Annotated in this window: 17 protein-coding genes; 8 read left to right on the top strand and 9 right to left on the bottom strand. The window is 68.5% G+C overall.

What is annotated here, in order from left to right; genetic code table 11:
• Positions 1 to 362 precede the first annotated feature (362 nt).
• Complete coding sequence (locus tag CFP71_RS24600) at positions 363 to 1,313, top strand: hypothetical protein (protein ID WP_093936302.1); 951 nt, start codon at positions 363 to 365, stop codon at positions 1,311 to 1,313.
• Here the strand turns inward: CFP71_RS24600 and CFP71_RS24595 are convergent.
• The 4 genes from CFP71_RS24595 to pdxR all read right to left on the bottom strand — a co-directional run bounded on the left by CFP71_RS24595 (position 1,303) and on the right by pdxR (position 4,391).
• Entirely contained in the window at positions 1,303 to 1,929 is a 627-nt protein-coding gene (locus tag CFP71_RS24595; RefSeq protein ID WP_093936301.1) for a TetR/AcrR family transcriptional regulator, read from the bottom strand. The genes CFP71_RS24600 and CFP71_RS24595 overlap by 11 nt on opposite strands.
• A 93-nt stretch (positions 1,930 to 2,022) precedes the next feature.
• Entirely contained in the window at positions 2,023 to 2,331 is a 309-nt protein-coding gene (locus tag CFP71_RS24590) for a cupin domain-containing protein (RefSeq protein ID WP_093936300.1), read from the bottom strand.
• A 36-nt stretch (positions 2,332 to 2,367) separates the two neighbouring features.
• Entirely contained in the window at positions 2,368 to 2,811 is a 444-nt protein-coding gene (locus tag CFP71_RS24585; RefSeq protein WP_093936299.1) for a single-stranded DNA-binding protein, read from the bottom strand.
• A 152-nt stretch (positions 2,812 to 2,963) separates the two neighbouring features.
• Positions 2,964 to 4,391: a MocR-like pyridoxine biosynthesis transcription factor PdxR gene (gene pdxR / locus CFP71_RS24580; protein ID WP_093936298.1), complete on the bottom strand. Its 1,428-nt coding sequence runs from the start codon at positions 4,389 to 4,391 to the stop codon at positions 2,964 to 2,966.
• Positions 4,392 to 4,471: 80 nt separating this feature from the next.
• Between pdxR and CFP71_RS24575 the strand changes: the two genes are divergently transcribed.
• Positions 4,472 to 5,740, top strand: a complete 1,269-nt coding sequence (locus CFP71_RS24575; protein WP_093936297.1) for an MFS transporter — start codon at positions 4,472 to 4,474, stop codon at positions 5,738 to 5,740.
• On the opposite strand, the gene CFP71_RS24570 is transcribed toward CFP71_RS24575, so the two are convergent.
• Together CFP71_RS24570 and CFP71_RS24565 are read right to left on the bottom strand one after the other, a co-directional pair.
• Positions 5,645 to 6,052, bottom strand: a complete 408-nt coding sequence (locus tag CFP71_RS24570; protein ID WP_093936296.1) for a hypothetical protein — start codon at positions 6,050 to 6,052, stop codon at positions 5,645 to 5,647. The two genes, CFP71_RS24575 and CFP71_RS24570, sit on opposite strands and share 96 nt — an antisense overlap.
• 41 nt (positions 6,053 to 6,093) lie before the next feature.
• On the bottom strand, positions 6,094 to 6,486 hold the full coding sequence (locus CFP71_RS24565; protein ID WP_093936295.1) for an NUDIX hydrolase: 393 nt from the start codon (positions 6,484 to 6,486) through the stop codon (positions 6,094 to 6,096).
• A gap of 78 nt (positions 6,487 to 6,564) precedes the next feature.
• Between CFP71_RS24565 and CFP71_RS24560 the strand changes: the two genes are divergently transcribed.
• The gene (locus CFP71_RS24560; RefSeq protein ID WP_093936294.1) at positions 6,565 to 7,722 is read left to right on the top strand and encodes an epoxide hydrolase family protein; all 1,158 of its coding nucleotides are present in this window, start codon (positions 6,565 to 6,567) and stop codon (positions 7,720 to 7,722) included.
• On the opposite strand, the gene CFP71_RS24555 is transcribed toward CFP71_RS24560, so the two are convergent.
• Both CFP71_RS24555 and CFP71_RS24550 read right to left on the bottom strand, forming a co-directional pair.
• Entirely contained in the window at positions 7,715 to 8,761 is a 1,047-nt protein-coding gene (locus CFP71_RS24555) for a winged helix DNA-binding domain-containing protein (RefSeq protein ID WP_093936293.1), read from the bottom strand. The two genes, CFP71_RS24560 and CFP71_RS24555, sit on opposite strands and share 8 nt — an antisense overlap.
• Positions 8,758 to 9,750: a cation diffusion facilitator family transporter gene (locus CFP71_RS24550; RefSeq protein ID WP_208636029.1), complete on the bottom strand. Its 993-nt coding sequence runs from the start codon at positions 9,748 to 9,750 to the stop codon at positions 8,758 to 8,760. Before CFP71_RS24550 ends, CFP71_RS24555 begins: the two co-directional genes overlap by 4 nt.
• A gap of 75 nt (positions 9,751 to 9,825) precedes the next feature.
• Between CFP71_RS24550 and CFP71_RS24545 the strand changes: the two genes are divergently transcribed.
• The 3 genes from CFP71_RS24545 to CFP71_RS24535 are packed head-to-tail and all read left to right on the top strand — an operon-like array spanning position 9,826 to position 11,229.
• Positions 9,826 to 10,197: an ArsR/SmtB family transcription factor gene (locus CFP71_RS24545; RefSeq protein ID WP_093936292.1), complete on the top strand. Its 372-nt coding sequence runs from the start codon at positions 9,826 to 9,828 to the stop codon at positions 10,195 to 10,197.
• 19 nt (positions 10,198 to 10,216) lie between these two features.
• The gene (locus CFP71_RS24540) at positions 10,217 to 10,594 is read left to right on the top strand and encodes a DUF6153 family protein (RefSeq protein WP_093936291.1); all 378 of its coding nucleotides are present in this window, start codon (positions 10,217 to 10,219) and stop codon (positions 10,592 to 10,594) included.
• A gap of 47 nt (positions 10,595 to 10,641) precedes the next feature.
• The gene (locus CFP71_RS24535; RefSeq protein WP_093936290.1) at positions 10,642 to 11,229 is read left to right on the top strand and encodes a DUF305 domain-containing protein; all 588 of its coding nucleotides are present in this window, start codon (positions 10,642 to 10,644) and stop codon (positions 11,227 to 11,229) included.
• Positions 11,230 to 11,253: 24 nt separating this feature from the next.
• Here the strand turns inward: CFP71_RS24535 and CFP71_RS24530 are convergent, their stop codons facing one another.
• Positions 11,254 to 11,619 (bottom strand): MerR family transcriptional regulator, encoded by a 366-nt coding sequence (locus tag CFP71_RS24530; RefSeq protein WP_244199813.1) that lies wholly within the window; start codon positions 11,617 to 11,619, stop codon positions 11,254 to 11,256.
• Positions 11,620 to 11,662: 43 nt separating this feature from the next.
• Between CFP71_RS24530 and CFP71_RS24525 the strand changes: the two genes are divergently transcribed.
• Positions 11,663 to 12,286 (top strand): methyltransferase domain-containing protein, encoded by a 624-nt coding sequence (locus CFP71_RS24525; protein WP_244199812.1) that lies wholly within the window; start codon positions 11,663 to 11,665, stop codon positions 12,284 to 12,286.
• 142 nt (positions 12,287 to 12,428) lie between these two features.
• The gene (locus tag CFP71_RS24520; protein WP_093936288.1) at positions 12,429 to 13,652 is read left to right on the top strand and encodes an HNH endonuclease signature motif containing protein; all 1,224 of its coding nucleotides are present in this window, start codon (positions 12,429 to 12,431) and stop codon (positions 13,650 to 13,652) included.
• The last annotated feature ends 19 nt before the right edge of the window (positions 13,653 to 13,671 follow it).

Genomic DNA, 13,671 nt, shown 5'->3' with positions numbered 1-13,671 from the left:
TCCGGTCCGGGCCCGCAGCCGGGTCGCCGGTGTCCGGACCGCGTCGGCGTTGGGATCGGGCCACTCATGGATTCACGGCTCTGTTCGGATCAAGGCCGCCGACGGGTCTTCAGACGTCCATGGCCGGCGCCACTACGGCGATTGGCGGAGTTCGGCGGCGAATGCCGAGAGGCGAAGATCCGTTCTGGGCCACCGTGTGCGCCTAGCGTATCGGCTCCCTCTGAGACACCCGCCGGACCAGTGAATCCGGATTGCCCGGAGCCGGTCGGCCCAACGAAAGATCGGCACTTTGGAGGTGGCGCCCTCTCGACGGCGGAACAACGATGAGCACCAGGGGGAACCATCGGCCGCTGGAGGAACGAATGTCCGTCACCGAACGCGTTCCCGTTACCCCACAAGCGAATTTCCTCGGTTCCGGACCGTATCCGGAGCATCGGTGGCGAGTGGTGGCTTGGTCCGTCCTCGCCGGTTTCGCGCTGACGATCATCTGGTCCGCGCCCTTTGTGGACAGTGTGATCGGCGACAGTGTCGCCAACACCCTCCTGGGGCACAACGCCAAGGAGACCCCGATCGGCGGTGTCCTCGCCGGGACGCTCTTCGCGTTCGTCTCGGGACTCGCCGGAACCTTCACCGCGTGCAACATCGCAGCCTTCGGTGCTGTCGCTCCGCTTGTCGGCGGAGAGACCTCCGGGCGGCCGAAGTTCGTCGACACCTTGAAGCCGCTGGGCTGGATCGCGACGGGGATGCTGACGGTTTCCGTGGTGTACGGCGTGATCGTCGCGCTCGTCGGCACGCGGATGCCGCAGTTCTCGACCGCTTCGTCGCCGAGCGGCCTCACCCCGCGGAACATCCAGTCGATGATCGTCTACGGCGTGATCGGGATCGTGTTCATCGTGCTGGGGCTGGCTTCCGTCGGTATCGTCCGCAACCCGATCGCCGGGCTCACCCGCCGGTTCCCGCACGCGCCGCTCGTCCTGATGGGCGCGCTCATCGGCGGGTTCCTGATCGGCAGGCCGTTCCCGCTGTTCCGGATGATGTTCCGCAGCGCGGCCGAAAGCCACAATGTCTTCTACGGTGCCGCCGCGTTCGCCCTCCAATCGGTCGGCAACATCCTGGTCATGGCGTTGTTGTTCCTGCTGCTCACCCACGGCACGGGCGGGCGGTTGCAACGGTGGATGCTCGCGAAACCCGCCAGGATCGCCGTGGTGACCGGCGCCGCGCTGCTGGTCGCCGGCACGTTCACACTGCTGTACTGGGATCTGCGTGTGCTCGGCCGGACCGGCGTCATCTGGTATCCGACCGTCAAGTGGTGAAAAGCCGCGCCAGCACCTGCCCCACCGAGTCCTGAAGGCACCTCGCCGCGTCCTCCCGGCCGGCGAGGTGTTTCAGCAGCCCTTGCTGGAACAGGCCGTCGAAGAGCGCGTACGTCGTCGACGGGGCGAGATCCAACGGCTTGCCCAGCAGTTCCGCGTACCGGGACACGACTCGCCAGATCATCAGTTCGAGTGTCTCGTCGATGGCGAGCACATCGGTCTGGAACAGCTTTTCGAACAGGCTCTGGTTGCGCAGGTCGTACCAGAGCCGATGAAGCCGGGCGCTCTCGCGCAACGTGCTCGCCGTCGCGGCGCCGAAGGCCAGCTTCAGTTCTTCGGCGGTCTCCGAAGTCTCGACTATCCGGTCGTACCGGGTGACGCATTCGGCCTTGTACTGCTTGACGCAGTAGGTGATCAGCTCGGCCTTGTTCCGGAAGTAGTAATGCAGTACTCCGTGGGAGAACTCGGAGTTCTGCGCGATCTCCCGCAGGCTCGTGCGCGCGTAGCCCAATTCGGACAACGTGACCAGCGCCGACATCGCCAGCTGCGCACGTCGCTGATCGAACCTGTCCACCTGGCGGGTTTCGTCACCGCTGCGGTCCGCCACGTCGGTCACAGTTCCCGGTTCCCGTCGCCTCGGGTGCCCGCCGGCCACGAGCACGTCGTCGGATTCTAGCCCGGGAAAGGGTTTTCTTGCGGCCGACAGAATTTATTCGAGCCACTCGGTGACGAACCGGTCGCTTTCGTGGATGTGGACGGCCTCGTAGGTTTCCGGACCGATCACGGCGAACTTGTGCGGAGTGTCCGCGGGAACGACCAGGACTTCGCCCGCTCCTCCTTCGCGTTCGTCGTCACCGATGGTGAACCTGGCCCGGCCGTGGATGATGACGAACGTCTCGCGGTACGGATGCTGGTGCAGCCTCGGTCCGGAACCGTCGACGTCGGTGCGTTCGCGGATGATCGAGACGCCGGAACCGATGTCGCGGCCCTCGACGTTTTCCAGGGTTTCAGTGGCCATTCCGCCACCCTAACCCCGGCCGCGCGCGCCGTGGGGTCAGAAAGGAGGCTCCGGACTCCCCGCCGTCACGGGCGTTCGCTCCCACGCGCCGTCCGACGGGGCGCCACCCGAACTCCGGCCCGCCTTGCTCACCTTCGCCTTGGCATAGCGCAGGGACGGGCCGATCTCGTCGACGTCGAGTTCCACCACCGTGCGTTTCTCGCCTTCCTTGGTCTCGAACGATCGCTGTTTCAACCTGCCCTGCACGATCACCCTGGTGCCCCGGGTGAGTGATTCGGCCAGGTTCTCCGCGGCCTGTTTCCACAGCGAGCAGCGCAGGAACATCGGGTCGCCGTCGCGCCATTCCCCGCTCGCGCGGTCCAGGACGCGCGGTGTCGACGCGACCGTGAAGTTCGCGACCGCCGCTCCCGACGGGGTGAACCTCAGCTCCGGATCGGTCGTCAGGTTGCCGATCACCGTGAGCACCGTTTCTCCGGCCATGGGACTTCCTCCTCGCTTTGCGCTCGGGCCCGGCCGGGCCCGTTGTCGCCTGTGAAGAGGAGACCACCGGGGTACGACAGTTTCCGGCGCCCTGCGGCGATCGGATCCCATGAAAGGACCGTTCAAGACCCGAAGTGCGCTGAATCCACCTGTCAGGACACCCCGGCGGCCGAAAAACAGCCCCGGAGCCGGGAGAGCCCTTCGTCGATCCGATCGGAACCGACCAGCCCGTAACCGATCACCAGTCCGTCGCGCGTTCCCCCGTACGCGGACAGGCTCTCGACCACCACTCCGGCCCGCGCCGCTTCCGTGACGACACCGTCGACAGTGACCGTCGCATGTGGATGGACCAAAGCGCACAGATGAAGCCCGGCACTGGACGGGACGACTTCCAGCACGTCCCGCAGTTCGCCGTGGACGAAAGCCAGGATCCGTTCTCTCCGCACCGAATACTCCCTGGTCGCCTTGCGTACGTGACGGGCGAGCAGGCCCTCGTCGACGAAGCTCGCCAACGCCGCCTGCGTGACGAGGTCACCGTGCCAGTCCATCAGTTGCTTCGCCTGCCGCAGCGCCGGTCGAAGCGACGCGGGCGCGACGAGAAAACCCAGACGCAGCAACGGAAGCAGGGTTTTCGAGAACGATCCGACGTAGAGCACCCTGCCGTCGCGGTCCAGGCTCTGGAGCGGTTCGAGCGGCCGATCCGAAAACCGGTACTCACTGTCGTAATCGTCCTCGACGATCACCGCGTCGTTCCGTTCCGCCCACGCCAGCAACGCCGTCCTCCTGGCGAGCGACATCGGCGTGCCGAGCGGGAACTGGTGCGACGGCGTCGTGTAGATCAGGCGGGTGCCCTTGACGAGGGCGGTGACGTCGAGGCCTTCGGCGTCCACCGGCACTTTCACGACCCGGGCGCCGAGAGCGGTGAAGAGCCGCTCGGCCGGGGGATAGCCGGGATCCTCGACGGCGACCCGCGTTCCGGGTTCGATCAGCACGCGACCGATCAGGTCGAGGGCCTGTTGCGCCCCTTGGGTGACCAGGACGTCTTCGCCTCCGGCGCGCACCGACCGGGAGGCGCCGATGTGCCGGGCGATCGCCACCCGCAGCGCTTCGAGTCCGGCGGGGTCGGCGTATCCCGAAGGCGGCAGCAACGAAGGGCGCAGTGCCTGGCTGACCAGCCGCCGCCAGGTCCGCAGCGGAAAGAGGGCGGGATCCGGAACGCCGACGCGGAAGTCGAAGTCAGGGGCGGGCCGGTCGTCGCCGAGCGGGGCCGGAAGCGATCGCCAGCGGGCGATCGGCCGCACCCCGGTGCCCGACGGCGCGGCACGCTTCGTCCGTGCCACGGGATCGGCGCTGACGAACGTCCCGCGTCCGACGTGGCTTTCGAGGAAGCCCTCCGCGGTGAGCCGTTCGTAGGCGACCGCGACGGTGTTGCGCGAGACGTCGAGCTCGCGGGCCAGTTCCCTGGTCGGCGGCAGACGTTCGCCGGAGCGCAGGCGACCGTCGAGGATGCCGTCGCGGAGCTGGCGGTAGATCCGCGCGGCCAGGTCGGTATGACCGTCGAGGCTGATGTGGAACGGCACGCTCCGAGTCTATATTGGCCCAACCGGAATGCGGGATATTGGAGCTGGGATGTGGCCAATCCGCCGCCTAACTTGAGTCCATGGAGTCCACGAAGAGACTGGCCTTGGCCCAGCTGATCAGCTCCGTCGGTGACGGCGCCTACTACGTCGGCTCGGCCCTGTACTTCACGCTGATCGTCGGGCTTTCGCCCGCGCAGGTGGGCCTCGGCCTCACCGTGGGCTGGGCGGTCGGCTCGGTGGCCGGCGTCGCGCTGGGACACGTGGCGGACCGTCGCGGGCCGAAGGGCACGGCCGTTTTCCTGGGACTCGGCACCGCCGCCTCGGTCACGGCGTTCCTGTTCGTCGGCTCGGCCGTCGCGTTCGTGATCGCGGCCTGCGTCTACGCCTGCTTCCAATGCGGTCTCGGCGCGGCGAGGCAGGCGTTGCTGGCCGGCCTGATCGACCCGGCCGAACGTACGACGTTCCGTGCCCGGTTGCAGGCGATGTCCAACGCGGGGATCGCGATCGGCGCGGCACTCGGCGGGGTCGCCTTGGCGCTCGGGACACGCGAAGCCTTCCTGACCGTCTTCGTGCTCGACGCGCTGGCGTTCGCCGCCGCGGCTCTCGTCCTTCGCAAGGTGCCTTCGGTGCCGCCGGTGCCCGTGAAGACCGGAGAGCCGTCCGTGGCGGTTCTCCGCGACCGCCCGTACGCCTTGCTGGCGCTGCTCAACATGGTCATGTTGCTCTACATGCCGCTGTTCAGCCTGGTCCTGCCGCTGTGGATCTCGACCAGGACCGCGGCCCCCGGCTGGCTGGTTTCGGCGATGCTGGTGCTCAACACGGCGAGCGTGGTCGTCTTCCAGGTGCGGGTGGCGCGTGGCGTGACCGGTCTGCGCAGCGCCTCACGCTACGCCCGGTACGCGGGACTGCTCCTCTTCTTCTCCTGCCTGATCTTCTCTTTCTCCGCCATGAGCAGTTCCGCTTGGACGGCGGCGCTGGTCCTGCTCGCGGGAGCCGCGTTGCAGGTGGTGGGGGAGATGGCGCAGGCGGCGGGCTCGTGGGAGATCGGGTTCGGCCTGGCTCCTGAGGGCAAACAGGGCCAGTACCAGGGACTTTTCGGTGCCGGGACGGCCGTCGCCCGCATGCTCGGCCCGGTCCTGCTGACCGGTCTGATCCTGATGGGCGGCGCGCTCGGCTGGGTGGTGCTGGGCGGGCTGTTCCTGCTGGCGGGCACGCTCACCACACCCGCTGTTCGCTGGGCGGAGCGGACCAGGTCACTGCGGCGTGAACTTGAGGACGGCGGCGCCGCCGCCCACGCCGAGGAGCTTGATCGCGAGGTCGTTGTAGGTCAGCTCGCTGCCCGTCCATAACTTGGCCTTGAAGTCCTTGCCCGTGCCCGAGGCCTCGCATTTGCCGGAGCAGGATCCGCCCTGTCTCCTCCCGATGCCCTTGGCGATCAGCATGACGGTCCCGGCGTCGACGGCCTGCACGGTGACGGATTCGACGTTGGTCCGCTCGGGAAGCGCCACTTTGGCGCCCACCCGCGCGCTCACTTCGCAGAGACCGTCGGCACAGGCGGCCAGATCGGCACCGTCCGCGGGTTTCGGGGGCTCGGGCGCGTCCGGACCGCAACCCGCCACCAGGGCGAGAACGGCGAGCGATGCCAAGGCGCGTCGGAGCATCGGGGCAGCGTAGAGCGGTCCATTCGGGACGGGTCCCGGAGTCAGCCTTCGAGTGCTTCGCGAAAGTGCGCCGCGAGGCCGAGCTCCGCGGCTTCTTCCCGGGTGTACCAGATGAAGGCGTCGTGTTCCTCGGGATCGAGCAGGACTTCGCGCGGTTCCTCTTCGGTGAGCGTGTACACCGTGGCATGGATCCGCATCGGCCTGCCCTCGACGTCGTCCCAGCTGTGGGTGCCGCGTTCACCGGTGGCCCGGACGGTCAGACCGGTCTCCTCGGCGAACTCGCGGACCACGGTCTCGGCGGGCCGCTCGCCCGGCTCGACGGTCCCGCCCGGCAGTTCCCAGTTCCCGCCGAGGAAGGACCCCGGCCGCCGCCGGATGAACAGGAACTTCCCGTCGCGGATGAGCCTGCCGTACGCCAAGTACTTGTCCGTCACCAGCGCATCTTCCCGTATCCGGGAAGTCCTCCCGATCGAGGACCGAAACTGTCCGCAATGACTCGTAGCTTGGGCGTCATGGAAAACACCGAGATCCGCCCCTTCCGCGTCGACGTCCCCCAGGGGCAGTTGGACGACCTGCACGCGAAGCTCGCCAGCGCGCGCTGGCCGGCTCCGCTGCCCGGCGACGGCTGGGACACCGGAGTGCCGGTGGCGTGGCTGCGCGGACTCGCCGAATACTGGCGCGACGGCTACGACTGGCGCGAGGCCGAACGCGAGATCAACCGCTTCCCCCAGTTCACCACCGAGATCGACGGGCAGAACATCCACTTCTTGCACGTCCGCTCGCCCGAAGCCGACGCGACGCCGCTGATCCTCACGCACGGCTGGCCGGGTTCGGTCGTGGAATTCCTGGACGTCATCGGTCCGCTCACCGACCCGAAAGCGCACGGGGGCGACGCGGCTGACGCGTTCCACCTCGTGATCCCGTCGCTGCCCGGCTTCGGTTTCTCCGGCCCTGTCTCGGATTCCGGCTGGACCATGCCGAGGATCGGCCGCGCCTGGGCGGAGCTGATGCGGCGGCTCGGCTACGAACGCTACGGCGTACAGGGTGGTGATCTCGGTGCTTCCGTGTCACCGGAGGTGGGCCGGTTCGCGCCGGACAGGGTGATCGGCGTGCACGTCAACGGCGGGCTGACGCCGATGCCCCCGATGTCGCTGTCGGAGGAGGAACTCGCTTCGCTGACCGACCTCGAACGCGACCGCGTCCGGCGGATCGGGGCTTTCATGCGGGAGGAGTTCGGGTACATCGCGATCCAGTCGACGCGGCCGCAGACGCTGGGCTACGGGCTCGTGGACTCTCCGATCGCGCAGTTGGCCTGGATCATGGACAAGTTCCGCGAGTGGACGCATCCGCGCCCGACGCTGCCCGAGGAGATCATCGGCAGGGACCGGTTGCTGACCAACGTCATGTTCACCTGGCTCACCGGCACGGCGGCTTCGTCCGCGTACGTCGGCTACGCGCAGGCGGAAACCTGGGGAGCGGTCGAGAAGAATTCCGGCGTGCCGACGGCGGCGCTGATCTTCGCGCACGACGTCGGGATCCGGCGGTATTCGGAGGACGCGCACACGATCGTGCGGTGGACCGACGTCGATCGCGGTGGCCACTTCGCGGCGATGGAGGAGCCCGAGATCCTGGTCGCGGACGTGCGGGAGTTCTTCCGGTCCCTCAAATGACGAGGACGGCCGTTTCCCCGAGGAAGCGGCCGTAATCGTCCACTTCGGACTCCAGTCCGGAGATGGCGGCCCGCGAAAGCGTGGCGAAGGGCTCGACGACGACCTTCGTCTGCTTCGCGGTCCGCTTGGCGTTCCAGGTTCCGGCGATCCTGCCGTCGACCAGCACGGTGGGCGCGATCATCCCGCCACCGGCGTTGACGCGCTTCGCTTCGGCCGGGTCGAGGAGCAGATCGCGGTCGCGGTAGCCCAGCAGGTAGGTGTCGAAGGCGCCGAGCAGGCACGGGGGACACGGGGAAGCGGACAGTCCGGTCTCCGAAAGAGCGAAGCCGCCGCCGGCGGGCACGAGATCCAGCGCGTCGAAACCCTTGCGGCACAGACCGAGCGGGAGCCCGGACCAGGCGGCGAAGTCTTCGACGGTCGCGATGCCGTACGCGGACAGATACCGATGGGCGAGTTCCGCGAGAGGTTCGTCCGGGGTGTGATCCCCGGTGGTCCACTCGTCGAGGAGTACGTACGTCGGTTCCGCGCCGTCGTCCTGGCCTCGGCAGAGCAGGCCGCGGTTGGCCGCGTACGCCAGGAGATGGGCCGGCGCCTGGGACTTCGCGTCGAGGACGACGCCGTCGGCCGCCAAGCCGTCCAGGATCTCGCGGCGGGTGAGTGCCTTGCCGGGCAAGAGATCCTGGAGGCGCTCCAACGCGCGCTCGCAGAGTTCGTCGGTGAGGTCCAGCTGTCTGCGGCGTCCTTGCCCCGCCTGGGCGTTGCGCGGACCGAACAGCCGGTTCAGCCAGCGGAGGTCCGCCGTCGGCACCAGGTGGAGCGTCTTGCGCATCAGCCAGGTGCGCGAGACGGCCCGGGACACGTCGACGTCCGGCGCGGTCAGGCCGCGGCTGCGAGCGCGGATCGCGAGCCTGGCGGCGGGACTCGATTGCGCCTGGATCGCGGTGACCGACCGGGTCACGGAGACCACGTCGGTGGCCGGGGCGCCGAGCAGCTGCGCGTGGGCGCGGACGGCGCGGATGTCGTTGTCGGACGGCGTCACCCGCTGACGATCTCATGAGCGTGCGCGGGTTCGGTGTGCACGACCGCCTCCGCGAGCCGCGGCAGGACCTCTCGCAGCCGGTCCTCGACACGATGGGCCAGGTGATGCGCCTCGGTGACGGTCAGCCCGGACTCGACCGACACGGCCAGTTCCGCGCGGAGACTGTGCCCGATCCAGCGCATCCGCAGGTCCCGCGTACCGAGCACGCCGGGGACTTCGGCGGCCGCGCGTTCGGCGCGATCGACGTCGGCCGGGTCGACGGCGTCCATCAGACGGCGGAAGACCTCCTTGGCGGCGTCGCGCAGGACGAACAGGATCGCGACCGTGATGGCGAGGCCGATGATCGGGTCGGCCAGCGGGAAACCGAGCCCGACGCCGACGGCGCCGAGCACGACCGCGAGTGAGGTGAAGCCGTCCGTGCGCGCGTGCAAGCCGTCCGCCACCAGCGCGGCGGACCCGATTTCGCGGCCGACGGTGATCCGATAGCGGGCCACGAGTTCGTTGCCCGCGAAGCCGATCACACCCGCCGCGGCGACCACCCACAGATGCTGGACCGGACGCGGATCGAGCAGCCGCTCGACCGACTCGTACCCGGCGAGGAAGGCCGACGCGGCGATGAGCACCACGACGAGCACGCCGGCGAGATCTTCGGCACGCCCGAGCCCGTAGGTGTAGCGGCGGGTCGCGGCGCGGCGGCCGAGCAGGAAGGCGATGCCGAGCGGGACCGCGGTCAGCGCGTCGGCGAAGTTGTGGATCGTGTCGCCGAGCAGCGCCACCGACCCGGTGACCAGCACGAGCGCGAGCTGGGCGACGGCGGTGACGAACAGGGCGGCGAACGACCAGATCAGCGTCCGGACGCCGCGTTTGCTGGTCTCCAGCGCGGTGTCGACGCGATCGGCGCTGTCGTGACTGTGCGGGGTCAGCAGGTGGCGCAGGCGGCTCTTGCCCGGCCTGTGGCCGTGACTGTGTCCATGGCCGTGTCCGGTCATTTCCCACCTCGTTGGTTCGCTATCTGCGCAGTCATGCAGATACGCAGGCAGAAGGGTAGCGGGTATCCTCCCGGCATGCACGAGTCGGTCCCGGATTTCGAGATGCCCACCGAGGAGCAGGTCCACCTGGCCGCGGAGACGTTCCGGCTGCTCGCGGATCCGACGCGGGTCAAGGTCCTCTGGGCGCTGCTGCAAGGCGAGTCCTCGGTCGCGTGCCTCGCGGACCTGGCGGGGGCGGCGCCGACGGCGGTCAGTCAGCATCTCGCGAAACTGCGGCTCGCGGGGCTGGTCAAAGGCCGTCGCGAAGGGACGTTCGTCTACTACTCGGCGGCCAACGACCACGTCCGCGGCCTGCTCGCGCAGGCGTTGTTCCATGCCGACCACATCGATCGCGACATCCCCGCCCTGCATTCGGCCGGGAAACCCCACCGGCCGGCGGCGCGCTGAATCCGGCTACGGTGGAGCCGTGACCCAGTCCTCGTACCCGGCCGCCTTGCGGTGGCTGTTGTTGTGCGTGGTGGCGCTGGGACTGGTCGGCATGCATCACGTCACTGCCGGATCCGGTCACGGCGCGGGACACGAGACCGCCGCCGTCGCGATGGCCGATCCCTGTTGCGCGGACACGCCTTCGCACGACGACGGTGGACACAGTGGACTGCACCTGTGTCTCGCGGTGCTCGCCGCGGCCGTGCTGCTGATCGTCACCTGGCTGCTCGTCCGGAATGGACGGACGGTGGCGCCGTGGAAGTCTCGGCTTGGCGGCGGTGCGGTTTCGGGCCGTGATCCGCCGCGCTGGAGACCGGTACCGGAGAGATTGTCGTTCCTCTGCGTGTCGCGGGTGTGACAGGCGAGTTCGTCTCGCCCTGCCCGAAAACGACCTGAGGAACAACCATGACCAGCAGGAAACTGGTCGGGGCGGCCCTCGCCGCCCTGGCCTCCTTCGCCGTGCTCACCGGCTGCGCGAGCTCGGACACCGCGTCCGGCGGGCACGACATGACCACGATGAAGGCGCCGGATCCCGCGCAGGCCGGGCACAACCAGGCCGACGTCACGTTCGCGCAAGGGATGATCCCGCACCACGAGCAGGCGCTCACGATGGCGAAGCTCGTCGACGGCCGCACCCGCAACGCGAAGGTCGTCGACCTCGCCGCGCGGATCAAGCAGGCGCAGGACCCGGAAATCCAGCAGCTGACCGGTTTGCTGAAGGGCTGGGGAGTGGCGCCGTCGGGCGGCCACTCCGCGCACGGCTCGATGTCCGGCATGATGACCGAGGACGATCTCGCCGAACTCGGCAAGGCCAAGGACGCCGCGTTCGACAAGCGGTGGCTGGAAATGATGGTCAAGCATCACGAAGGCGCGCTCGCGATGGCGAAGACCGCGTTGCAGCAGGGTAGCGACGCCGAGGTGAAAGCCTTGGCACAGAAGGTGATCGACGGTCAGCAGGCCGAGATCACCGAGATGCGCGCGCTGCTGAGCTGAGTGGGACGGTGGCGCGGGCCGGGATCATCCGGCCCGCGCCACCGCCGCGCGGAAATGCGCGCACTGGGTGACATCGTCGTGCACACACCCGAGGGCGCAGTCGATGATCGCGAGTGAAGCCTGCGCGGCCGTGATGCGTCGCGTGAGCTCCTCCTTGTGACGCCTGAGAACCGCGTCCCGCGCTTCGGGCTTCTGGAACATCTCGCGGATGCCGTCGAGGCTGAGACCCGCTTCCTTCGCGCGCAGGATGACCGAGACTCGGTACAGGTCGGCATCGTCGTACCGCCTCCGGTCGCCTGATCGCGCCGGCTTGAGGAGGCCGACGGACTCCCAATGGCGCAAGACGTGCGTCGCCAGGCCGAAGCGCTCCGCGACCTCGCCGACGCTCAAGGTGCTTGACTTCATGTCGTCATTAAGTCGGACGATCCCCGGTATGTCCATGTCGCAGCGGCTCGACGCCGCCGATGCCCTGCCGGGGGCCGCCGAAGTGCGGGCCCGGACCTACGAGCTGCTCCGGCTCGAGCCCGGTTCCTCCGTGATCGACGTCGGCTGCGGTGCGGGGCTGGCCGTGTCCGAGTTGTCGGCGCGGGGATTTCGCGCGGTCGGCGTCGATGTCTCGCCCGAGCTGGTCGAAGAGGCCCGGCGGCGTTCGCCCGAGGTGGATTTCCTGGCCGGAGACGCCTGCGCGCTACCGGTGGACGGCGGGTTCGCGGGCTACCGGGCGGACAAGGTGTTCCATGAACTGGCGGAGCCGGAGCGCGCTCTCGCGGAAGCGCGCCGGGTGCTGCTTCCGGGCGGGCGGATCGTGCTGTCCGGGCATGACTGGGACGGTCTGGTCATCGATTCCTCTTATCCGGCCCTGACGCGGGAGATCGTGCGGGCTCGTGCCTCGGAGATCACCGCGCCCCGGATCGCGCGGGGTTTTCGGCGACTACTTGCCGGAAACGGGTTTTTGCGAGGTTTCGGTGGACGGGGTCGTCGGGTTCTTCGAGGGAGATTCGTTCGTTCGCGGGTTGGTGGAGGCGGCCGTTCGTTTGGGGGCGATTTCCTTTGCTGAGGGGGAAATATGGCTTTCTGAACAACTTGATGATGAATATTATGTTGCTGTGCCCCAGTTTTTGGCATCGGGCACGGCTTGAGGTGATCTGGCGGCGACTTGTCGTCGGAAATTGTCGGTGGTCGGTTGTACGGTTCGCGGCGTGGACACAAACACAGCCTTTTTGGCTTCCCTCAAGGAAAATGTCGATCCTCGTACGCTGGGTGACGAGGAATGCGTGGCGCTCGCGCAGGCGGTGTCAGCGGATATCGCGCGGCTGGAGGCGGTCCGGTTCCGCGCGATCGCGCAGCTGGCCCGTCATCGTGACGGCGCTTCCAGTGTCGTGCAGGAGGTGGCGTTCGCCTTGTCTCTTGTGGACGGTCATGCCGGTGCGCTGGTCTCTTCCGCGAAGGCACTGACCACCCGATTACCCCGGACACTGGGGTTGATGGACCGGGGCCTGCTCAGCGGTGCCGGGGCGATGAAGGTCGCCGCCGCGACCGCGTGGCTGTCGGACGACAACGCCCTGGCGGCGGATGCCCTGCTGGAAGACCGATTGGCGGGGAAGAACACGGCTCAGATCCGGCGGGCGGTCAATCGCGTCGCGACGACGGTCGATCCGGAGGGTGCGTCCCGGCGTGCCGAGCACAACCGTGCGGGTCGCCGGCTGCGGATGCGCCACGGCGGGACGGGGGTCGCCTCGATCGAGATCGAGGACGGCCCGGTCGAGAAGGTGGCCGCCGCCTACACCCGGATCGACCGCGGGGCACGTGCCCTCAAGGCAGGCGGTGAGACCCGAACCTTGGATCAGTTGCGTGCCGATGTCGCCCTGGACCTCCTGTTGAGCGGCCAAGGCGGCGCTGGTGAGCGGTCGGAGGTGTTCCTCTACATGGACCTGGCGACCTATCTCGGCCTCAACGAGGATCCGGGGGAGTTGGCGGGACACGGCTCCATCCCGGCGCCGTTGGCGCGGAAGATCGCGTCGAGCGCGGACACCGTGCTGCGGCGGATCATCACGGATCCGTTGTCGGGGCAGGTGCTGGATCTCGGCCGGGACCGATATCGTCCGACAGCGGGCGTGGACGAGTTCGTACGGGTGCGGGATCGTGAGTGCCGAAGACCCGGCTGCCAACGTCCTGCCCAGGCCTGCGATCTGGACCACTCGGTGTCGTGGCAATTCGGCGGCCATACCGACGTCGCCGACCTGATCGATCTCTGCCGCCGCGACCACCGGCTCAAAGACGAACCCGGCTGGACCTACAGCCTCGCCCCTGACGGCACCCTCACGATCACCACCCCGACCGGCCAGAGTTACGACAGCACGATCCCGTCACTCCACGAGCCCCGCCCGGCAGCGCCCCCGGCCGACGAACCGCCACAGTTCTGACGGCCGCTACCGCGAAGAA

The organism is Amycolatopsis thailandensis (genome assembly GCF_002234405.1).
In the GTDB taxonomy this organism is placed as follows: domain Bacteria; phylum Actinomycetota; class Actinomycetes; order Mycobacteriales; family Pseudonocardiaceae; genus Amycolatopsis; species Amycolatopsis thailandensis.
The sequence above is the reverse complement of the archived record's forward strand: the minus strand, read 5'-3'. Positions and strand labels throughout refer to the sequence as shown.